The organism is Mesorhizobium sp. LSJC280B00 (assembly GCF_000502835.1).
Taxonomy (GTDB): Bacteria; Pseudomonadota; Alphaproteobacteria; order Rhizobiales; family Rhizobiaceae; genus Mesorhizobium.
On the sequence record NZ_AYVL01000008.1, the window covers coordinates 225,419 to 245,930 of the forward strand.

General features: G+C 63.2%; 18 protein-coding genes. All 18 read right to left on the reverse strand.

Annotated elements, in window-relative coordinates:
- Positions 1-118 precede the first annotated feature (118 nt).
- Positions 119-802: an ABC transporter ATP-binding protein gene (locus tag X773_RS53435; RefSeq protein WP_023676610.1), complete on the reverse strand. Its 684-nt coding sequence runs from the start codon at positions 800-802 to the stop codon at positions 119-121.
- The gene (locus tag X773_RS53440; RefSeq protein ID WP_023676611.1) at positions 799-2,085 is read right to left on the reverse strand and encodes a lipoprotein-releasing ABC transporter permease subunit; all 1,287 of its coding nucleotides are present in this window, start codon (positions 2,083-2,085) and stop codon (positions 799-801) included. Before X773_RS53440 ends, X773_RS53435 begins: the two co-directional genes overlap by 4 nt.
- Positions 2,082-3,410 (reverse strand): proline--tRNA ligase, encoded by a 1,329-nt coding sequence (proS, locus tag X773_RS53445; protein WP_023676612.1) that lies wholly within the window; start codon positions 3,408-3,410, stop codon positions 2,082-2,084. The genes X773_RS53440 and proS overlap by 4 nt, the downstream gene beginning before the upstream one ends.
- 560 nt (positions 3,411-3,970) lie before the next feature.
- The gene (locus X773_RS53450) at positions 3,971-4,255 is read right to left on the reverse strand and encodes a DUF1467 family protein (protein WP_023676613.1); all 285 of its coding nucleotides are present in this window, start codon (positions 4,253-4,255) and stop codon (positions 3,971-3,973) included.
- The gene (mce, locus tag X773_RS53455; protein WP_023676614.1) at positions 4,252-4,656 is read right to left on the reverse strand and encodes a methylmalonyl-CoA epimerase; all 405 of its coding nucleotides are present in this window, start codon (positions 4,654-4,656) and stop codon (positions 4,252-4,254) included. Before mce ends, X773_RS53450 begins: the two co-directional genes overlap by 4 nt.
- A gap of 140 nt (positions 4,657-4,796) precedes the next feature.
- Entirely contained in the window at positions 4,797-6,467 is a 1,671-nt protein-coding gene (locus tag X773_RS53460; RefSeq protein ID WP_023676615.1) for a ribonuclease J, read from the reverse strand.
- A 119-nt stretch (positions 6,468-6,586) separates the two neighbouring features.
- Positions 6,587-7,408, reverse strand: coding sequence for a biotin--[acetyl-CoA-carboxylase] ligase (locus X773_RS53465; RefSeq protein WP_023676616.1), 822 nt, complete (start codon positions 7,406-7,408; stop codon positions 6,587-6,589).
- A gap of 4 nt (positions 7,409-7,412) precedes the next feature.
- Complete coding sequence (nuoN, locus tag X773_RS53470) at positions 7,413-8,849, reverse strand: NADH-quinone oxidoreductase subunit NuoN (protein ID WP_023676617.1); 1,437 nt, start codon at positions 8,847-8,849, stop codon at positions 7,413-7,415.
- An 18-nt stretch (positions 8,850-8,867) separates the two neighbouring features.
- Positions 8,868-10,373, reverse strand: coding sequence for an NADH-quinone oxidoreductase subunit M (locus X773_RS53475; protein WP_023676618.1), 1,506 nt, complete (start codon positions 10,371-10,373; stop codon positions 8,868-8,870).
- A complete protein-coding gene (gene nuoL, locus X773_RS53480; RefSeq protein WP_023676619.1) occupies positions 10,373-12,346 on the reverse strand; it encodes an NADH-quinone oxidoreductase subunit L in 1,974 nt (657 codons plus the stop codon). Before nuoL ends, X773_RS53475 begins: the two co-directional genes overlap by 1 nt.
- Before the next feature lie 10 nt (positions 12,347-12,356).
- The gene (gene nuoK, locus X773_RS53485; RefSeq protein WP_023676620.1) at positions 12,357-12,665 is read right to left on the reverse strand and encodes an NADH-quinone oxidoreductase subunit NuoK; all 309 of its coding nucleotides are present in this window, start codon (positions 12,663-12,665) and stop codon (positions 12,357-12,359) included.
- Between the two features lies 1 nt (position 12,666).
- Positions 12,667-13,287 (reverse strand): NADH-quinone oxidoreductase subunit J, encoded by a 621-nt coding sequence (locus X773_RS53490; RefSeq protein ID WP_023676621.1) that lies wholly within the window; start codon positions 13,285-13,287, stop codon positions 12,667-12,669.
- Between the two features lie 118 nt (positions 13,288-13,405).
- Positions 13,406-13,897 (reverse strand): NADH-quinone oxidoreductase subunit NuoI, encoded by a 492-nt coding sequence (gene nuoI, locus X773_RS53495; protein ID WP_023676622.1) that lies wholly within the window; start codon positions 13,895-13,897, stop codon positions 13,406-13,408.
- Entirely contained in the window at positions 13,897-14,940 is a 1,044-nt protein-coding gene (nuoH, locus tag X773_RS53500) for an NADH-quinone oxidoreductase subunit NuoH (RefSeq protein ID WP_023676623.1), read from the reverse strand. The genes nuoI and nuoH overlap by 1 nt, the downstream gene beginning before the upstream one ends.
- Before the next feature lie 2 nt (positions 14,941-14,942).
- Entirely contained in the window at positions 14,943-17,024 is a 2,082-nt protein-coding gene (gene nuoG, locus X773_RS53505) for an NADH-quinone oxidoreductase subunit NuoG (RefSeq protein WP_023676624.1), read from the reverse strand.
- Between the two features lie 74 nt (positions 17,025-17,098).
- On the reverse strand, positions 17,099-17,794 hold the full coding sequence (locus X773_RS53510) for an NADH-ubiquinone dehydrogenase subunit (RefSeq protein WP_023676625.1): 696 nt from the start codon (positions 17,792-17,794) through the stop codon (positions 17,099-17,101).
- Between the two features lie 80 nt (positions 17,795-17,874).
- Positions 17,875-19,179, reverse strand: coding sequence for an NADH-quinone oxidoreductase subunit NuoF (gene nuoF, locus X773_RS53515; protein ID WP_023676626.1), 1,305 nt, complete (start codon positions 19,177-19,179; stop codon positions 17,875-17,877).
- 10 nt (positions 19,180-19,189) lie between these two features.
- Positions 19,190-20,245 (reverse strand): NADH-quinone oxidoreductase subunit NuoE, encoded by a 1,056-nt coding sequence (gene nuoE / locus X773_RS53520; protein ID WP_023676627.1) that lies wholly within the window; start codon positions 20,243-20,245, stop codon positions 19,190-19,192.
- Between the last annotated feature and the right edge of the window lie 267 nt (positions 20,246-20,512).

Sequence of the window (20,512 nt, forward strand, 5' to 3'; positions counted from 1 at the left end):
AGGGTTAAGAAAGGGTTGAGAAGGAGATGCCGAGCGTTTCGGGGCCGACAGGCGCGCGAAAGCGGCGGGACGGCGCACGGCAGCTCGCGGGCCGTCATCGCCTCAATTGCAGCGCACCCTAAAGCGGCACAACCTTGCCGTCGGACAGCGTCACGCGGCGGTCCATGCGCGAGGCGAGCTCGTGATTGTGGGTGGCGATGAGCGCCGCCAGGCCCGATTGCCGGACCAGTGCTGCCAGCGCCTCGAACACATAGGAAGCGGTCACCGGGTCGAGATTGCCGGTCGGCTCGTCGGCCAAAAGCACCAGCGGCGCATTGGCGACGGCACGCGCAATGGCGACCCGCTGCTGCTCGCCGCCGGAGAGCTCGGAGGGGCGATGCTGTGCCCGCTTGCCGATCTGCATATAGTCGAGCAATTGCGCCGCCCGCTCGGCCGCCTCCTTGCGCGGCAGCCCTTTTATCAGCTGCGGCATCATGATGTTTTCCAGCGCAGAAAACTCAGGCAACAAATGATGGAACTGGTAGACGAAGCCGACATCGTTGCGGCGGATCGCCGTGCGCTCGTCGTCGGAAAGCCGGCCGCAGGCGCGCCCCGCCAGGATCACGTCGCCGGCGTCCGGTCGCTCCAGCAGCCCGGCCGTGTGGAGCAGCGTCGACTTGCCGGTGCCCGACGGCGCCACAAGCGCCACCATCTCGCCACGCTTCAGCGAAAAATCGGCGCCGTTCAGGATGGTCAGCTTGCGCGGCCCCTGTACATAATGGCGTTCGACGCTCTTCAGCTCGATAATGGCCTCGGCCATCATTCGTACCTCAGCGCTTCGACCGGATCGAGCCTGGCAGCGCGCCACGCCGGAAACAGTGTCGCCAGGAACGACAGCGCCAAAGCCATGAGAACGACCGAGATCGTCTCGCTGGCATCCATGCGCGCCGGCAGCTGGCTCAGGAAATAAAGCTCGGGATTGAACAGCCGCTCGTTGGCCAGCCAGGAGAAGAACTGGCGGATGCGCTCGACGTTGAGGCAGATCACGATGCCGAGCAGCACGCCGGCGATGGTGCCGACAACGCCGATCGCAGCCCCGGTCATCAGGAAGATGCGCAGGATCGCGCCGCGCGTGGCGCCCATGGTGCGCAGGATGGCGATGTCGTGGCCCTTGTCCTTCACCAGCATGATCAGGCCCGAAATGATGTTGAGCGCCGCCACCAGCACGATCAGCGTCAGGATCATGAACATGACGTTGCGCTCGACCTGCAGCGCGTCGAAAAACGTCTTGTTACGCTCCCGCCAATCGACGAGGGTGATCGGCCGTTGCGACGCCTCTTCGACCTTCGGCTTCAGCGCGTCGATATTGTCGGGATTGTCGGCGTAGATCTCGATCGTCTGCGCCCTGCCGTCCATGTTGAAATAAAGCTGCGCTTCCGAAAACGGCATGTAGACGATGGAGCTGTCATATTCCGACATGCCGACCTCGAAGATCGCGGTTATCGGATAGCCTTTCATGCGCGGCGTCGTGCCGAGCGGCGTGACGTCGCCCTCGGGCGAGATCAGCGTGATGGTATCGCCGAGCACAAGGCCGAGATTCTCGGCCATGCGGCTGCCGATGGCGACTCCCTCGCCGGTGTCGAAGCCGACGATCGAGCCCGCCTTGATGTTGTTGGCGACGATCGTGATCTTGCCGAGATCCTCGCCGCGTATGCCGCGCACCAGCGCGCCGGTGCCGCCGCCGACATTGCCTTGCGCCAGCACCTGCCCGTCGATCAGCGGAATGGCATATTTGACGCCGGGCACGCCGTTGATGCGGCCGGCGACCTGGTCATAGTCCTCCAGCGGCATGTCGAGCGGCTGCACGATCAGGTGCCCGTTGACGCCAAGGATGCGCGTCAGCAGTTCGGCACGAAAGCCGTTCATGACCGCCATGACGACGATCAGCGTGGCCACGCCCAGCATGATGCCGAGGAAGGAGATCGAGGCGATCACCGAGATCACCGTCTCCTTGCGGCGCGAGCGCAGATAGCGCCACGCCACCATGCGCTCGAAGCCGGAAAAGGGTCCTGCCGCCGAAGGTTTGGCTGCTGCCGCTTCACTCATACGGCGGCACCGAAACGCTTTTTCACGTCGCCAATCGGCAGCGTCTCGCGCTCGCCGGTCCTGCGGTTCTTGATCTCGACCTCGCCGGCGGCGACACCACGCGGCCCGACGATCACCTGCCACGGGAGCCCGATCAGGTCGGCGGTGGCGAACTTGCCGCCCGGCCGCTGGTCGGTGTCGTCGTAGAGCACCTCCTTGCCGGCGGCGGCAAAGGCGGCATTCAGCTCGCCGCAGACGCGGTCGCATTCGGCATCGCCAGCCTTCATGTTGATCAGGCCGATGTCGAACGGCGCCACCGCTTCCGGCCAGATGATGCCGTTATCGTCATGGCTGGCCTCGATGATCGCCGCTACCAGCCGCGACGGGCCGATGCCGTAGGAACCGCCAGAGACAAAATGATCCTTGCCGTCCGGGCCGGTCACCTTGGCGCCCATCGGCTTGGAATATTTGTCGCCGAAATGGAAGATATGGCCGACCTCGATGCCGCGCGCCGAGACCTTGTCGCCTTCGGAGAGCTTTTCCCATGCCGCCTCGTCATGCATTTCGTCGGTGGCGGCATAGGGCGTCGTCCACGTCTTGACGATGCCGCCGATCTCGGCGTCGTTCGAAAAATCGGTGTTCGCCCCGGGCACTGCCAGCGAAAGATAGTCGCGATGGCAAAACACCTGGCTCTCGCCGGTGTCGGCCAGGATGATGAACTCATGGCTGAGGTCGCCGCCGATCGGCCCGGTGTCGGCGCGCATCGGAATGGCCTGCAGCCCCATGCGCGTAAACGTCCTGAGATAGGACACGAACATGCGGTTATAGGCGGCCTTGGCGCCTTCATAATCGAGGTCGAAGGAATAGGCGTCCTTCATCAGGAACTCGCGCGAACGCATGACGCCGAAGCGCGGGCGCACCTCGTCGCGAAACTTCCACTGGATGTGATAGAGGTTGAGCGGCAGGTCCTTGTAGGACTTGACATAGGAGCGGAAGATCTCGGTGACCATCTCCTCGTTGGTCGGCCCGTAGAGCATATCGCGGTCTTGCCGGTCCTTGATGCGCAGCATCTCCTTGCCGTAGTCTTCATAGCGGCCACTTTCGCGCCACAGCTCGGCCGATTGGATGGTCGGCATCAGGATTTCGAGCGCGCCGGCGCGATTCTGCTCCTCGCGAATAATCCGGCAGACCTTGTCCAGCACCCGCTTGCCGAGCGGCAGCCAGGAAAAGCTGCCCTGCCCCTGCTGGCGGATCATGCCGGCGCGCAGCATCAGCCGATGCGAGACGATCTCGGCCTCGCGCGGATTTTCTTTGAGAATGGGCAGGAAATAGCGCGACAAACGCATGGACTGGTCCGTGAGAGAGGATGGCGGCGCCGGAATCGGCGCAGCGCAGGCTTGCTTGCCCCGGCTTCATAGCCATTTCATGGCGGAATGGAAACCCGGCCCAGGCGCTGCATAGACGCCGCAATTGCCGCACACGGCTTGCTGGGCGTTTCGCAAGCAACGCCTGCCGTACTATTGTGCACTGCAGCACGAGATTGCCTGTTTCCGGGCAAAATTCTTCGTGACATTTTCACCCGCCTTAGGCTAGTGTGCCCCCATAACCGAGAGGGCGGAGAAAAATCTGCCCTCCTACGCGGTCAAAGTCTTGGGAGGATGCGATCTAGGCGCGGTAACCCGCTGCCGCCGGACACCGGAAACAGATCGGACGCGTTTAAATTGCAAGGCCTCGCGCCTTGCATTTTTTTTGTGCAATCATTTGGTTAGCACGACAGATTACCAAACTACATGACGTTGCGTCAGCCCAAACCCGCCCCGGCCTTTACTTTGGATTGACCTTGCTGGCTCAGCTTGATTTCAGAGCCTCGGCTAGGCTGGGATAGTCGGACACGGTAGGTAGCCGGCTAATGCGCTGGGCTCTGGTTGAAATCCGGCACGATGTGCGGGATGTCGTCGATACCGAGGCCAAGCCCTCTCGTGATGCCGTAGAAGATACCCATGAGGACCAGCGTGACGATCGTCGTGCGCAGCGCCGCGCGCAGCATGTGCGGTCCGCGCGGTGCGCTCGGAACCGTGCCAAGCGTCACGTCCCGATCCTCGTCCTGCGTCCGCATGCTGAACGGCAGGACGGCGAACAACACCACCCACCATGTGGCGAAGAACAGGGCGACAAACGAAACCCAACTCATGCTTGCTCCAGTTCGACCAGCGTGCCGAAGAAATCCTTGGGGTGCAGAAACAATACCGGCTTGCCATGTGCGCCGATCTTCGGATTGCCGTCGCCCAGCACGCGCGCGCCGCTGGCCTTGAGACGGTCGTGCGCCGCAACAATGTCGTCCACCTCATAGCAGACATGGTGCATGCCGCCGGACGGATTCTTCGCGAGGAATGCGGCGATCGGCGAGGCTTCGCCGAGCGGCTCGAGCAACTCGATCCTGGTGTTGCCGACGTCGACGAACACCACCGTAACGCCATGCTCCGGCAGCGCCTGCGGCGCGGTCACGCGAGCGCCAAGCGTATCGCGATAGACCGCCGCAGCCGCGGCCAGATCCGGCACCGCAAGCGCGACATGGTTGAGGCGTCCGAGCATAGCGTACTCCCGGGTTAGGGGAGTAGGGGAGTAAGGCAGTAGGGGAGTAGGGAAAAAAGGATCTAGAAGTGCATCTGTTTGCGCTCCTACCTCCTACTTCCCTACTCCCTTACTGCCCTACTCCCCTACTCCCTTGTTCGTCACCTCGTGACGAACACCGTCACCAGCGGCTTCTTGCCCCAGGCTTCGTTGGCCGCGCCGCGCACCGCGCGCCGCACTGCCTCCTGGACCAGGTCGAGGTCTTTTCGGCGCTGGCGGGGGATGGAGTCCACGGCGCCGATTGCCGCATCGATCATCAGGTCTTCCAGGCTCTCGCCGCTGCCGTCGGCCTCGGCGACGCCGATGGCGACGAGATCGGGATCGCCGGCAAGCTCGTATTTGTCGTCGAGCACGACATTGACGGCGACATGGCCGGCAAAGGACAGCTTGCGGCGGTCGCGAATGCCCATCGCCTGGTCGGTGCCGATCAGCCTTCCGTCCTTGTAGATGCGGCCGAACGGCACCTGGTCGATGATGGCGGCGGCACCCGGATACAGCCTGAGCATGTCGCCGTCGCGCACCTGCGCGACCTGGCCGATGCCGGACGTCGACATCAGCGAGCCCTGCGCCACCAGATGCGCCGCTTCGCCATGCACGGGAACGCCGATCTGCGGCCGCACCCATTCATACATCTTGCGCAATTCGCTGCGGCGTGGATGGCCGGAGACATGCACCAGCGCATCGCCGTCCTCGATGATCTTGATGCCGAGATCGATCAGGCGGTTCTTGATTTCGAGGATCGCCTTCTCGTTGCCGGGAATGGTGCGCGAGGAAAACACCACCGTGTCGCCGGCCGTCAGCGCCACCGACTTCATCTCGTCGCGCGACAGCTTGGCAAGTGCGGCAAGCGGCTCGCCCTGGCTGCCGGTGCAGATGATGACGAGGTTTTCGCGCGGGATGAAGCCGTAATCCTCCTCGGCGATGAATTCCGGCAACCCGTCCATATAGCCGAGTTCATCAGCCACATCGATGACGCGCTTCATCGAGCGGCCAATCACCAGGCACTGGCGGCCGGCATCCCGCGCCGCCTTGGCGATGGAGACGATACGCCCGACATTGGAGGAGAAGCTGGTGACGGCGACCCGGCCCTTGGCGTTCTGGATGACGCTCTTGAGGCCCTCGCCCACCGCCACTTCGGACGGCGATTCCCCTTCCCGCATCGCATTGGTGGAATCGCAGACCAGCGCCAGCACACCCTTGTCGCCATAGGCTCGGAAGCGCGCCTCGTCGGTCATCGGCCCGACCGTCGGCGCCGGATCGATCTTCCAGTCGCCGGTATGGATGACGACGCCGGCCGGCGTCGTGATCGCCAGCGACATCGGTTCGGGAATGGAGTGCGCAACAGGGATGGCCTCGATCTCGAACGGGCCGACGGTGAATTTCTCGCCGGCCCGGTAGATCGTCACCGGGATCTTCGGCGCCCCTTGCTCGCCCTGCCGCTTGGCTTCCAGCAGGCCGGCGCTGAACGGCGTCATCCACACCGGCGCCTTGAGCTTCGGCCAGATGTCGTGGAGCGCGCCGTAATGGTCCTCATGCGCATGGGTGATGACGATGCCGCGCAGATTGGCGACATTCTCCTCGATGAAACGCGTGTCGGGCAGAACCAGGTCGACGCCGGGCAGGGTTGCATCGGGAAAAGTGACGCCGACGTCGACGACGATCCATTCGCGCGCTTTGGCCGGCCCATAGCCGTAGAGGGCGAAGTTCATGCCGATCTCGCCGACACCGCCGAGCGGCACGAAGACAAGTTCGGCGTTTTCCGCTATCGCCATGGTCTTTCCTTCCTTGCCGGTCAAAATTGTGGGCCGGTCAAAATTGTGGGCCGGTCAAAATTGTCGGCCGGTCAAATTCAAGCTGGTCAAATACCTGGCCAGTCAAACGTATTGGCCAGTCAAACGCCGGCCGAGGCAACCGCGCCGAAATGCACGTCGCCGGCGGCGATTGTCAGAACCGAACCTTGATCGTCGCGGATCACGAAACGGCAGTCCTCGTCAATGGTCTCGAAGGTGCCGCGCACCACATTACCGTCAATTCTGACAGCAACCTGCCCGCCAAGCCCCGCCGCACGCGCCAGCCAGCGCCGCCTGACGGCGGCAAGCCCACGCCCTTCGTTCCACAGCCGCGCATTCTCGCTCCAGGCATCCGACAGCGCCAGAAACAGCGTCTCGGCATCGCAAGCAGACCCCAGCGCGCTTAGCGACGTCGCTGGATAAGGCAAATCCTGAGGGTATGCCACCACGTTGACGCCGATACCGACAGCCACCGCCGAACGGTCGCCATCCAGCATCGCCGATTCCAGCAGGATGCCGGCGAGCTTGGCGCCCGAGGCAAGCACATCGTTCGGCCATTTCAGTTCGAAACGGTTCTTGCCTTGGCTCGCACCATCGAGGCCGATCGCGATCCTGCCTTTCGGCACGACGGCGTCGAGCGCGTCGGCCAGCGCCAGTCCGGCAACGAAGCCGAGCGTCGCGGCAAGTCGAAGCTCGGTGTTGGTGATCACCAGCAACGTCGCTGCCAGATTGCCCTCGGGCGTCGCCCAGGCGCGGCCACGGCGGCCACGCCCGGCTTCCTGCTTTTTGGAGACGACCCAGAGTTTGCCCGGATCGCCGGCCCGTGCGTGCTCCAGCGCCAGCGCGTTGGTGGAGCCGACCGTGTCGTGCGCCTCGAGCCGGAACCCGTCCGAAGCCGCGGTTGGGGCCAGCCTGAACGTCATTCCGTTAGAAGAAGGTCTTGGCCGCGGCTGCCGCGTAGGTTCCGATCGGACCGCCGATCAGCACGTAGAACAGCACGAAGGCGCCACAGACACCGAGCACGACGCGCAGTTCGGACGCCATCGGCACGAAGCCGCCGACCGGTTCGTCGAACCACATGATCTTGATGATACGCAGATAATAGTAGGCGCCCACCACAGAGGCGAGCACGCCGATGATCGCCAGCGCGTAGAGGTTGGCATTGATGGCGGCGAGGAACACGTACCATTTCCCCCAGAAGCCGGCGAGCGGCGGGATGCCGGCCAGCGAGAACATCAGGATGGTGAGGATCGTCGCCACGATCGGATTGGTCGCCGACAGGCCGGCGAGATCGCTGATCTGCTCGACATTGCCCTCCTTGCGCCGCATGGCGAGGATGAAGGCGAAGGTGCCGAGCGTCATCACCAGATAGATCAGCATGTAGATGGCGACGCCGCGCACGCCGTCCTGGCTGTTCGCGGCAAGGCCGACCAGCGCATAACCCATATGGCCGATGGAGGAATAGGCCATCAGCCGTTTGATGTTGGTCTGGCCGATGGCCGCAAAGGCGCCAAGCGCCATCGAGGCGATCGAGATGAAGACGATGATCTGCTGCCAGTCGGCGGCGATCGGCTTGAAGGCGCCCATGGTGACGCGCACCATCAGCGCCATCGCCGCCATCTTCGGTGCCGCCGCCAGAAAAGCCGTCACCGGCGTCGGCGCGCCTTCATAGACGTCGGGCGTCCACATATGGAACGGCACCGCCGAGATCTTGAAGGCAAGGCCGGCCAGCACGAAAACCAGGCCGAAGACGAGCCCAAGCTGGCGCTCACCGCCGCTCAGCGCCGTGGCGATCTCCTGGAAGCCGGTGTTGCCGGTGTAGCCGTAGACCAGCGAGATACCGTAAAGGAGCATGCCCGACGACAGCGCGCCAAGGACGAAATACTTCAGCCCGGCCTCGGTCGAGCGCAGATTGTCCCGGTTGATCGCCGCCAGCACGTAGATCGCCAGCGATTGCAGCTCGAGGCCGAGATAGAGCCCGATCATGCCGTTGGCCGAGATCATCAGCATCATGCCGAGCGTGCAGAGCAGGATCAGCACCGGATATTCGAACTTGTCGAAACGCTCCACCTGGGCAAAGCGGACCGACATGACCAGCGTCACCGCCGAGCCGACCAGCGCCAGCACCTTCATGAAGCGGGCGAACGGATCCTGGATGAAGGCTTCGCCATAGGCGTTGCCCTGTCCCGGCGAAAAGACCAGCCAGGCGCCGGCGATCACCAGCACGGCGACGGCAAGGCCGCTCACCGTGACAGTGGTGTTGGCGCGCGAATAGGCGCCGAGCATCAACAGCGCCAAGGCGCCGATGGCGAGGATCAGCTCTGGCGTCGAGAGCGACAGGCTTGAGAGAAGGTCCGGCGTCATGGTTCGCAAAACCCCCAGTCAGTTCGCCGCCGCGGTCTGCGCGGCGCCGATGGATGCGGTGACATTGGTAACGAGCGCCTTGACCGATTCGGCGGTCGCGTCGAAGATCGGCGCCGGATAGACGCCGAAGAAGATGACCAGCGCGACCAGCGGATAGATGATCACCTTCTCGCGCGTCGACAGGTCGAGCAGGCCTTTCAGGCTTTCCTTGGTCAGCGCGCCGAAGATCACCTTGCGGTAGAGCCAGAGCGCATAGGCCGCCGAAAGGATGACGCCGGTGGCGGCGAAGAACGCTACCCAGGTGTTGACCCGGAACACGCCGAGCATGGTCAGGAACTCGCCGACGAAGCCGCTGGTGCCGGGCAGGCCGACATTGGCCATGGTGAAGATCATGAACACGGTTGCATATTTCGGCATGTTGTTGACCAACCCGCCATAGGCGTCGATGTCACGCGTATGCATGCGGTCGTAGACGACGCCGACGCAGAGGAACAGCGCGCCGGAGACCAGGCCGTGCGACAGCATCTGAAAGATCGAACCCTGGACGCCTTCCTGGTTCATCGCGAAGATGCCCATGGTAACGAAGCCCATGTGAGCGACCGACGAATAGGCGATCAGCTTCTTCATGTCCTCCTGCATCAGCGCCACCAGCGAGGTGTAGATGATGGCGACAACGGAGAGCGTGAAGATCAGCGGCGCGAACATTTCGGATGCGATCGGAAACATCGGCAGCGAAAAGCGCAGGAAGCCGTACCCACCCATCTTGAGCAGGATGGCGGCCAGGATCACCGAGCCGGCCGTCGGCGCCTCGACATGCGCGTCCGGCAGCCAGGTGTGCACCGGCCACATCGGCATCTTCACCGCGAAGGACGCGAAGAAGGCAAGCCATAGCCAAGTCTGCATATTGGCCGGGAAGTTGTGGGTCAGAAGCGTCGGGATGTCGGTGGTGCCGGACTGGAAGAACATCGCCATGATGGCGAGCAGCATCAGCACCGAGCCGGCCAGCGTATAGAGGAAGAACTTGAACGAGGCATAGACGCGCCGCTTGCCGCCCCACACGCCGATGATGATGAACATCGGGATCAGGCCGGCTTCGAAGAAGACATAGAACAAGACGATGTCGAGCGCGCAGAACACGCCGATCATCAGCGTCTCGAGCAGCAGGAAGGCGATCATATAGGCCTTGACGCGCTTCTCGATCGATTCCCACGAGGCGAGGATGCAGAGCGGCATCAGGAAGGTGGTCAGGATGACGAACAGCATGGAGATGCCGTCTACGCCCATATGATAGGAGATGCCGGAATCCAGCCAGGCAAACTTCTCGACGAACTGGAAGCCGGGCTGCGAATTGTCGAAGCCGGTCCAGATAAACAGCGAAACCACGAAGGTGAACGCGGTCGTGAACAGCGCGATGGCGCGGATGTTGCGGCGCGCGTTCTCGCTGTCGTCACGCACGAAAAGGATGAGCAGCACACCAACCAGCGGCAGGAAGGTGACCAGCGATAGGATCGGCCAGGCGGTCATCAGAGCATCATCCAGGTGACGAGTGCGGCAACGCCGATCAGCATGGCGAAGGCATAGTGGTAAAGATAGCCGGTCTGCAGCTTGACGACCCGGTTGGTGACGTCGACGACGCGCGCCGAAATGCCGTCCGGCCCGAGCCCGTCGATGACGGTGCCGTCGCCGGTCTTCCACAGGAAGCTGCCGAGGCGCTTTGCCGGCCGCACGAACAGGAAGTCGTAGAGCTCGTCGAAATACCATTTGTTGAGCAGGAAGGCGTAGAGCAGGCGATGGTTGGCGGCGACGCTCCGAGGCATTTCCGGCGCGCGAATATAGAACTGCCAGGCAATCGCAAAGCCGATCAGCATGGCGATGAACGGTGACAGCTCGACCCACAACGGCACTTCGTGGATTTCGTGCAGGATGTGGTTGTCCGGCAGCGTGAACAGCGACGCCTTCCAGAATTCGGCATAGCCCTCGCCGAAGAAGGCGCCGTGGAAGATCACGCCGGCAAACAGCGCGCCCGCCGCCAGGATGAACAGCGGCACCAGCATGACCGGCGGCGATTCATGGACATGGTGCATGACCTCGTGGCTGGCCCGCGGCTCGCCGTGGAAGGTCATGAAGATCAGCCGCCAGGAGTAGAAGGAGGTGAAGCAGGCAGCAATGACCAGCAATATGAAGGCAAACGCGGCGACCGCATTGTGGCCGGCGAAGGCCGCTTCGATGATGGCGTCCTTGGAAAAGAAGCCGGCCGTGCCGATGATCGTTACCGGGATGCCGACACCGGTCAGCGCCAGCGTGCCGATCACCATCATCCAGTACGTTTTCGGAATGAGCGTCCTCAGGCCGCCCATCTTGCGCATGTCCTGCTCGTCGGAGACGGCGTGGATGACCGAGCCCGAGCCGAGGAACAGCAGCGCCTTGAAGAAGGCGTGCGTGAACAGATGGAAGATCGCCGCGCCATAGGCGCCGACGCCGAGCGCCACGAACATGTAGCCGAGCTGCGAACAGGTCGAATAGGCGATGACGCGCTTGATGTCGTTCTGGACGAGACCGACTGTCGCCGCGAAGAAGGCGGTGAAGGCGCCGATGAAAGTGACCACGGTCAATGCCGAATGCGACAGCTCGAACAGCGGCGACAACCGCGCCAGCATGAACACGCCTGCCGTCACCATGGTCGCGGCATGGATCAGTGCCGAGACCGGCGTCGGGCCTTCCATGGCATCCGGCAGCCAGGTGTGAAGCGGCACCTGCGCCGACTTGCCCATGGCGCCCATGAACAGGAGCAGGCAGACAACCGTCATCGCAGCCTGCTTGTCGAGCGCATAGCCGAGGAAGGTCAGCACGGCCGGGCCTTGCGGCGCGCCTTCCGCCGGAATGAACGTCGCCGCATTGGCGAAGATGGTGCCGAGATTGACCGAGCCGAACAGCACGAACACGCCGAATATGCCGAGCGCAAAGCCGAAATCGCCGACGCGGTTGACGACGAAGGCCTTGATCGCAGCCGCATTGGCCGACGGCTTCTTGTACCAGAAGCCGATCAGCAGATAGGAGGCAAGGCCGACGCCTTCCCAGCCGAAGAACATCTGCACGAGGTTGTCGGCCGTCACCAGCATCAGCATGGCGAAGGTAAACAGCGACAGATAGGCGAAGAAGCGCGGCCGGTCCGGATCGTGATGCATGTAGCCGATCGAGTAGATATGGACCAGCGACGACACCGTGTTGACAACTACCAGCATCACCACCGTCAGCGTGTCGATCCTGAGCGCCCAGGACGCCTCCAGCCCGCCCGACTGGATCCAGCGCATCACCGGCACGGTGAACACCTCTCCGCCGCCGAAGCCAACCGAGAAGAAGGCGACCCACGACAGCACGGCCGCGATCACCAGGAAGCCCGAGGTGATGTATTCGGAAGCCTTGGCCCCGAGCGAGGTGCCGAACAGGCCGACGATCAGAAAGCCGAGCAGCGGAAGGAAGACGATGGCCTGATACATGGTGGTTCCGTCAACCCTTCATCATGTTCACGTCTTCGACCGCGATCGAGCCGCGGTTGCGGAAGAAGACGACGAGAATGGCAAGGCCGATCGCCGCTTCGGCCGCCGCGACCGTCAGCACGAACAGTGCGAACACCTGGCCGACCAAATCGCCGAGCGCCGCCGAAAAGGCGACGAAATTGATGTTGACCGCAAGCAGGATCAGCTCGATCGACATCAGGATGACGATGACGTTCCTGCGGTTCAGGAAGATGCCGAACACGCCGAGCGTGAACAGGATCGCCGATACGGTCAGGTAGTGCGCGATGCCGACGACCATCTCAGACTCCTTCGCCCGTCTTGACCTTGCGGATTTCCACTCCGGTTGCCGCCGTGCGGCCGACCTGGGCGGCGATCGACTGCCGCTTGACGCCCGGCTTGTGGCGCAGCGTCAGCACGATGGCGCCGATCATGGCGACCAGCAGCACCAGCCCCGCTACCTGGAAGTAATAGAGGTAATCCGTATAGAGGATGTCGCCGAGCGCTGCCGTGTTCGACCGCGCGGCCAGGTCCGGAATGGGTTTCGCGACCGTCGCCGCCAGTTTCGGCGCGAATGTATAGCCGCCGAGCACCACGATCAGCTCCGCCGCCAGGATCAGCCCGACCAGCGCGCCGATCGGTGCATATTGCAGGGCGCCTTCCTTCATTTCGGCGAAGTCGACGTCGAGCATCATGACGACGAACAGGAACAGCACCAGCACCGCGCCGACATAGACGACGAGCAGGATCATCGCCAGGAACTCGGCGCCGGTCAGCATGAACAGGCCGGCGGCGTTGAAGAAGGTCAGGATCAGGAACAGCACCGAATGCACGGGATTGCGCGCCGAAATGACCATGAACGCCGATGCCACCGCGACAAAGGCGAAGAGGTAGAAAAAGGCCGCCTCTAGTCCACTCAGCATGGGTTCCCCCGGGTTTCCTGTCAGAACAGGACGTTCGTCCTGTTTTTTGCCACCGCCTCCGGTCGGCAAGTTGCGTGTTCCTTAAACCAGGCCCCTCGCCCCGTCCATGCGTCAAATATCAGCGGTAAGGCGCATCCAGCGAGATGTTGCGCGCCAGCTCACGCTCCCAGCGGTCGCCATTGGCCAGGAGCCTGTCCTTGTCGTAATAAAGCTCCTCGCGCGTTTCCGTCGCGAATTCGAAATTCGGCCCCTCGACAATGGCGTCGACCGGGCAGGCTTCCTGGCAGAAGCCGCAATAAATGCATTTCACCATATCGATGTCGTAGCGCACGGTGCGCCGTGTGCCGTCGTTGCGGCGTGGGCCGGCTTCGATGGTGATGGCCTGTGCCGGGCAGATCGCCTCGCACAGTTTGCAGGCGATGCAGCGTTCCTCGCCGTTCGGATAGCGGCGCAGCGCATGTTCGCCGCGGAAGCGCGGGCTGACCGGCCCCTTTTCATGCGGATAGTTGATCGTCTCCTTCGGCGCGAAGAACTGGCGCATCGACAGGAAGAAAGCGCTGACGAAATCCTGCAAAAGCAGTGACTTGGCGGCCTGGGATAATGCTGACATCAGGCAAACCCGGTGAGTTTGAGAAAGGCGGCGGTGGCGACCACCATGAACAGCGAGATCGGCAGGAAGACTTTCCAGCCGAGCCGCATCAGCTGGTCGTAGCGATAGCGCGGCACGAACGCCTTCACCATGGAGAACATGAAGAACACCAGGCAGACCTTGAGCACGAACCAGATGAGCCCCGGCACCCAGGTGAAGGGTGCGAAGTCGAAGGGCGGCAGCCATCCGCCGAGGAACAATATGGTGGCCAGTGCGCACATCAGGACGACGGCGACATATTCGCCGAGGAAGAACAACAGGAACGGCGTCGAGGAATATTCGACCATATGGCCGGCGACGAGTTCCGATTCGGCTTCCACAAGGTCGAAGGGCGGCCGGTTGGTCTCGGCCAACGCCGAGATGAAGAAGACGATGAACATCGGGAACAGCGACAGCCAATGCCAGTCGAGGAAGGTGTTGGGCAGGCCGAGCCGCGTGCCCAGCCCGTCCTGTTGCGACAAGACGATGTCGGACAGGTTGAGCGAGCCGACGCAAAGCAGCACGGTGACGATGACGAAGCCGATCGAGACCTCGTAGGACACCATCTGCGCCGCCGAGCGCAGTGCGCCGAGGAACGGGTATTTCGAATTGGAGGCCCAGCCGCCCATGATGACGCCATAGACCTCGAGCGAGGAGATGGCGAAGACATAGAGGATGCCGACATTGACGTTGGCGATCGCCCAGCCTTCATTGACCGGTATGACTGCCCAGGCGGAGATCGCCAGCACCGCCGACACCAAAGGCGCCAGCAGGAAAACGCCCTTGTTGGCGCCGGACGGGATGACCGGCTCCTTGAAGACGAATTTCAGCAGATCGGCGAAGGCCTGCAGTGTGCCCCATGGGCCAACGACATTCGGGCCTCGGCGCAATTGCACCGCCGCCCAGATCTTGCGGTCGGCGTAAAGCACATAGGCGACGAAGATCAACAGAACGACGATCAGCACGACCGACTTCAAAAGGATCAGCAGCGCCGGCAGCACGTAGAAGGAGAAGAAGGTGTCCATGTCTACTCCGCCGCCTGCCTGAAGCCGTTCTTCGCCAAAGCCGAGCATTCGGCCATCACCGCGGAAGCCCGCGCGATCGGGTTGGTCAGGTAGAAATCCTTGACCGGCGAGGTGAAGGTGCCCTTGTTCAGCCGCCCGCCGAGCTTGGCAACCCTGGCGATGTCGGCCGGGTCGCCGGCCGCGACATGGTCGATGCGGGCAAGATGCGGGTATTCCGCATAGAGCTTTGCGCGTAGCTGCGGCAGCGAATCGAACGGTAGCTTCTTGCCGAGCACATCCGACAGTGCCCGAAGGATCGCCCAGTCTTCGCGCGCCTCGCCGGGCGCGAAGCCGGCCCGGTTGGTCTGCTGCACGCGGCCTTCGGTGTTGACGAAGGTGCCCGACTTCTCGGTATAGGCGGCTCCCGGCAGGATGACGTTGGCGCGGTGTGCGCCCTTGTCGCCATGCGTGCCGATATAGACGACGAAAGCGCCGCCGGTCTTGGCCATATCGATTTCGTCGGCGCCGAGCAGGAACAGCACATCGGTCTCGCCCAGCATGCCGGCGACGTTCCTGCCGCCCTCGCCCGGCACAAAGCCGACATCGAGGCCGCCGACGCGTGCCGCGGCGGTGTGCAGCACGGCAAAGCCGTTCCAGTCGGCCCTAGCGGCATTGACGGCGACGGCGAGCTTCGCCGCCTGGCCGAGCACGGCCGCCCCGTCCGGACGCGCCAGCGCACCCTGGCCGACGATGATCAGCGGATGCGTCGCCTTCTTCAGCAGCTGGAAGAACTTGCCGTTACCGTCGGCCAGATCCTTCAGCGATTCCGGCCCGGCGCCGAGCTGCTCGTAATCATAGCGCGTATCGCCGACATCGCCGATGACGCCGACCGGCAGATTGCCGGCCCGCCAGCGCTTGCGGATGCGGGCGTTGAGCAAGGATGCCTCGAAGCGCGGATTGGCGCCGATGATCAGCACCGCATCGGCCTGTTCGATGCCTTCGATGGTCGGGTTGAAGACATAGCTCGCCCGGCCGAGCGACGGATCGAGTGCGGCGCCGTCCTGGCGGCAGTCGGTGTTCTTCGAGCCGAGCGAAGCCATCAGAAGCTTCAGCGCGTAGATCTCCTCGACGGCTGCGAGATCGCCGGCAATGGCACCGATCTTTTCGGGTGCCGCATTCGACACCGCTTCCTTGATCGCGGCAAAAGCCTCGGCCCAGCTTGCCGGGGCCAGTCTGCCGTCCTTGCGCACATAGGGGCGGTCGAGGCGCTGCGTGCGCAAACCGTCCCAGATGAAGCGGGTCTTGTCGGAAATCCACTCCTCGTTCACCGCCTCGTTGGTACGCGGCAGGATGCGCATCACTTCGCGGCCTCGGCTATCGACTCGGATCGCCGAGCCGACAGCGTCCATCACGTCGATGGATTCGGTCTTGGTCAGTTCCCACGGCCGTGCCTGGAAGGCGTAGGGTTTGGAGGTCAGCGCACCGACCGGGCAAAGGTCGATGACATTGCCCTGCAGTTCCGAAGTCATCGCGCTTTCGAGATAGGTGGTGATCTCGGCATCCTCGCCGCGGCCGATCAGGCCGAGCTCGGATATGCCCGCAATCTCGGTGGTGAAGCGGACGCAGCGCGTGCAATGGATGCAGCGGTTCATGATCGTCTTGACCAGCGGCCCGATATACTTGTCTTCGACCGCCCGCTTGTTCTCATGGTAGCGCGAGGAATCGACTCCGAACGCCATCGCCTGGTCCTGCAGGTCGCACTCGCCGCCCTGGTCGCAGATCGGGCAGTCCAGCGGATGGTTGATCAGCAGGAATTCCATCACGCCTTCGCGCGCCTTCTTGACCATCGGCGTGTTGGTGAAGATTTCCGGCGGCTCGCCGTTCGGGCCGGGGCGCAGGTCGCGCACGCCCATGGCGCAGGATGCCTGCGGCTTGGGCGGGCCGCCCTTCACCTCAATTAGGCACATGCGGCAATTGCCGGCGATCGACAGCCGCTCGTGGAAGCAGAAGCGCGGCACTTCCGCGCCGGCGTCCTCGGCCGCCTGCAGCAGCGTGTAATGGTCGGGTACAGTGATCTCTTTCCCGTCGACCTTGAGCTTTGCCATTTCGCCTCAAACCCCTGCGGACGTTCCGCAATCTTTCCTTCCGGGCGCAGCCGAGACCGCGCACGATATTGAATTCACTTTTTGGCCCCGGCCAACGCGGCCGCCTGACCGATCCAGCCGTCACGGCCGATGCGGCCCTTCAACGACAGGTAATCTTCGACCCAGGCGATCTCTTGCGGCGTCCACGCGGCGATCTGGGCGTATGTCCAAATGCCAAGGCCGTTCAGCACCTTTTCCAGTTTCGGCCCGATGCCCGATATCGCCTTGAGGTCGGCGGGCTTGGCTGGCCGATCCATCGGCTTGGGCTGCTTGAAATCCTCCGGCATCAGCCCGGCCGACGCATCCGCTGCAACGGTGCTGCCATTCGCCAAGCTCCGCGCAGCGGTGCTCGTCGCAATATCGGTCACATCGTTGGCGAAGGACTGCGCTTCGGCAATCAGGGTTTTGGTCGCCGCGCGCGCCTTTATCGATGAGCTTTTGCCGGTCGCGGAAACGCGTTCCATTCGCGCCTCGAAATCCTCGGCGACTGGCTGCCAAAGCCGCTGCGAGGTCTCGGCCGCGCCTGAAAGCACGCCCATCCAGATGCCAAAGGCGTGGTTGGCAAGGCCGATGCCGAGTGCCGTCATCGCCGCCGCGCCCGCGACAGGATGCGCCAGGAGATTGACGGCATTGGCCATCTCCTTCGGCATCATCCTGGTCAGATCCTGGTTCATCTTCAACAACGGGTCCATATCGGGCGTAAAATCGTCGGGTGTCGAAAACAGCGACATAGGTGGTCTCCTGGTCGTTTCCGTCTGCCCCGCGCTCGTTTCCTCGTTTCGGGCATTCGCCCGCAATTTTTTGAATTCTTCTATTCCGCCGCCGCCAGCACCGGTTCGGCGCGATGTGCGTTGCGCGAAAACTCGTCGATGCGCCGCTCCACCTCGCCGCGGAAATGCCGCATCAGGCCCTGGATCGGCCATGCTGCCGCATCGCCCAGCGCACAGATCGTGTGGCCCTCGACCTGCTTCGTCACGTCGAGCAGCATGTCGATCTCGCGCTTCTGCGCCTCACCGCGCACCAGCCGTTCCATCACCCGCCACATCCAGCCGGTGCCCTCACGGCAGGGCGTGCACTGGCCGCAGCTCTCGTGCTTGTAGAAATAGGACAGCCGCGCGATCGCTTTCACGATATCGGTCGATTTGTCCATGACGATGACAGCCGCCGTGCCGAGGCCCGATTTCAGGTCGCGCAGCGCGTCGAAATCCATCGGCGCGTCGATGATCTGCTCGGCCGGCACCAGCGGCACCGAGGCGCCGCCCGGAATGACCGCCAGCAGATTGTCCCAGCCGCCGCGAATGCCGCCGCAATGCGTCTCGATCAGCTCGCGGAACGGGATCGACATCGCCTCTTCGACCGTGCACGGATTGTTGACGTGGCCGGAGATGCAGAACAGCTTGGTGCCGACATTGTTGGGCCGGCCGAAGGACGAGAACCAGGCGGCACCGCGGCGCAGGATGGTCGGCGCGACAGCGATGGACTCGACATTGTTGACTGTCGTCGGGCAGCCATAGAGGCCGACATTTGCCGGAAATGGCGGCTTCAGCCGCGGCTGGCCCTTTTTGCCCTCGAGGCTTTCGAGCAGCGCCGTCTCCTCGCCGCAGATATAGGCGCCGGCGCCGTGATGCATGTAGATGTCGAAATCGTAGCCGGATGTGTTGTTCTTGCCGATCAGCTTGGCCGCATAGGCCTCGTCGATGGCGCGCTGCAGCGCCTCGCGCTCGCGGATGAACTCGCCGCGCACATAGATGTAGGCTGCGACCGCGCCCATGGCGAAGCCGGCAAGCAGGCAGCCTTCGACCAGCGTGTGCGGGTCGTGGCGCAGTATGTCGCGGTCCTTGCAGGTACCGGGCTCGGACTCGTCGGCATTGACGACGAGATAGCTCGGCCGGCCGTCGCTTTGTTTGGGCATGAACGACCATTTGAGCCCGGTCGGGAAACCGGCACCGCCGCGGCCGCGCAGGCCCGATGCCTTCATCTCGTTGACGATCCACTCGCGCCCCTTGGCAACGATGCCGGGCGTGTTGTCCCAGGCGCCGCGCGCCATGGCGCCGGCCAGCGACTTGTCGAAGCGGCCGTAGATGTTGTTGAAGATGCGGTCTCTGTCCTGAAGCATTGCTCGTTCCTCAGACCGGCTTCTTGCCGGTCGGCCGGCTCTTGTTTCCGGGCGACGGCTTGGCCGCCTTGGCGACAGCCTTCGCCGGTTTAACCTTGGCCTCCGGCGCCTTGAAGGCAGACGCCGGCTCGGCCTTGTTCTTGGGGCCCTTGCGCTGTTTCGAGACGTCCTCGACCTGCGGCTCGGCCTTATTGGCATTGGCGGCCGAATGCAGAGGCGCTGCGACGCTCGCCGCCTTCTCCACCGCGGGCGCGACTTTTGTCGCCGACGGCGATTTCAGCGCCGGGCTGGTCTCGACCGCATCGGTTTTCGGCTTGCTGGCATTCGAGGGCGCAACCGGCGCCGCAGGAGCAGCTGGCGGAACTGATGCTGCGGCGGCAGCCGCCGGCTCTGCATCCTTGGCGGCCTTGGCCGCCGCCCTGGTTTCCCGGTCGCGGGTCGCCTTGAGGATCGCCTTTTCGCTCTTGAGGGTCGTCAGGCCGCTGGCCGGCTCCGAGGTGATGCGGCCGTTTTGCGGTCCTGGCGTCACCGAAGCACCTTTGCCGGCGTCATAGAGGTCGATGATCTCGGCAAACCGCTCCGGCGTCAAATCCTCAAAAGTATCCCTAAAGATCATCACCATCGGTGCGTTGACGCAGGCGCCGAGGCACTCGACCTCCTCCCACGACAGCGTGCCCTTGTCATTGGTGTGAAACTGGTCGTGATGGATCTTCGAGCGGCACACATCCATCAGCGCTTCCGAGCCGCGCAGCATGCAGGGCGTGGTGCCGCAGACCTGGATATGAGCGCGGCTGCCGACCGGATTGAGCTGGTATTGCGTATAGAAGGTGGCGACTTCCAGCCCACGGATATAGGGCATGTCGAGCATGTCGGAGATCGTCTCGATCGCCGCCTTGGTCACCCAGCCTTCCTGTTCCTGCGCCAGCATCAGCAAGGGGATGACCGCGGATTGCTCGCGCCCCTTCGGATATTTCTTGATCCACTGCTTCGCCGCCGCCGCATTCGCCCGGTTGAAGGCGAAGGAGGCTGGCTGGAGGCTGGCTTCTGCGAGACGGCGGACTGACATTACGATTTCGCTTCTATGTTTCTACTGATTAGAGCTGTAGGCGCGATAGCAATCCTCGGATCGCCCCAAAACGCATACGAACTCTTCATTTCCACGCTTCAGGCGGATGTATCCGTCATAGCGGCTATACACCCAAGCTATTGGCTTGCAACGATATTCTTCGGGGATCAATGACGCTACGAGGTTGTCATGAACCGCGCAGTTGGACGATGTCGACGGCCGGCCATGGACAAGAATGCCCTCATCCATTGCTGGGGTCTGGGTGCT

What these genes read in the sequence shown, in the direction of transcription:
- nuoL (WP_023676619.1), bottom strand. Translation starts at nt 12,346, where the DNA reads ATGTATCAGGCCATCGTCTTCCTTCCGCTGCTCGGCTTTCTGATCGTC.
- X773_RS53510 (WP_023676625.1), bottom strand. Translation starts at nt 17,794, where the DNA reads ATGTCGCTGTTTTCGACACCCGACGATTTTACGCCCGATATGGACCCG.
- nuoE (WP_023676627.1), bottom strand. Translation starts at nt 20,245, where the DNA reads ATGTCAGTCCGCCGTCTCGCAGAAGCCAGCCTCCAGCCAGCCTCCTTC.
- X773_RS53465 (WP_023676616.1), bottom strand. Translation starts at nt 7,408, where the DNA reads ATGACGTTCAGGCTGGCCCCAACCGCGGCTTCGGACGGGTTCCGGCTC.
- X773_RS53460 (WP_023676615.1), bottom strand. Translation starts at nt 6,467, where the DNA reads ATGGCGATAGCGGAAAACGCCGAACTTGTCTTCGTGCCGCTCGGCGGT.
- nuoH (WP_023676623.1), bottom strand. Translation starts at nt 14,940, where the DNA reads ATGGACACCTTCTTCTCCTTCTACGTGCTGCCGGCGCTGCTGATCCTT.
- X773_RS53475 (WP_023676618.1), bottom strand. Translation starts at nt 10,373, where the DNA reads ATGACCGCCTGGCCGATCCTATCGCTGGTCACCTTCCTGCCGCTGGTT.
- nuoK (WP_023676620.1), bottom strand. Translation starts at nt 12,665, where the DNA reads ATGGTCGTCGGCATCGCGCACTACCTGACCGTATCGGCGATCCTGTTC.
- nuoI (WP_023676622.1), bottom strand. Translation starts at nt 13,897, where the DNA reads ATGTCAGCATTATCCCAGGCCGCCAAGTCACTGCTTTTGCAGGATTTC.
- X773_RS53440 (WP_023676611.1), bottom strand. Translation starts at nt 2,085, where the DNA reads ATGAGTGAAGCGGCAGCAGCCAAACCTTCGGCGGCAGGACCCTTTTCC.
- proS (WP_023676612.1), bottom strand. Translation starts at nt 3,410, where the DNA reads ATGCGTTTGTCGCGCTATTTCCTGCCCATTCTCAAAGAAAATCCGCGC.
- nuoN (WP_023676617.1), bottom strand. Translation starts at nt 8,849, where the DNA reads ATGACGCCGGACCTTCTCTCAAGCCTGTCGCTCTCGACGCCAGAGCTG.
- X773_RS53435 (WP_023676610.1), bottom strand. Translation starts at nt 802, where the DNA reads ATGATGGCCGAGGCCATTATCGAGCTGAAGAGCGTCGAACGCCATTAT.
- nuoF (WP_023676626.1), bottom strand. Translation starts at nt 19,179, where the DNA reads ATGCTTCAGGACAGAGACCGCATCTTCAACAACATCTACGGCCGCTTC.
- X773_RS53450 (WP_023676613.1), bottom strand. Translation starts at nt 4,255, where the DNA reads ATGAGTTGGGTTTCGTTTGTCGCCCTGTTCTTCGCCACATGGTGGGTG.
- X773_RS53490 (WP_023676621.1), bottom strand. Translation starts at nt 13,287, where the DNA reads ATGCTGAGTGGACTAGAGGCGGCCTTTTTCTACCTCTTCGCCTTTGTC.
- mce (WP_023676614.1), bottom strand. Translation starts at nt 4,656, where the DNA reads ATGCTCGGACGCCTCAACCATGTCGCGCTTGCGGTGCCGGATCTGGCC.
- nuoG (WP_023676624.1), bottom strand. Translation starts at nt 17,024, where the DNA reads ATGGCAAAGCTCAAGGTCGACGGGAAAGAGATCACTGTACCCGACCAT.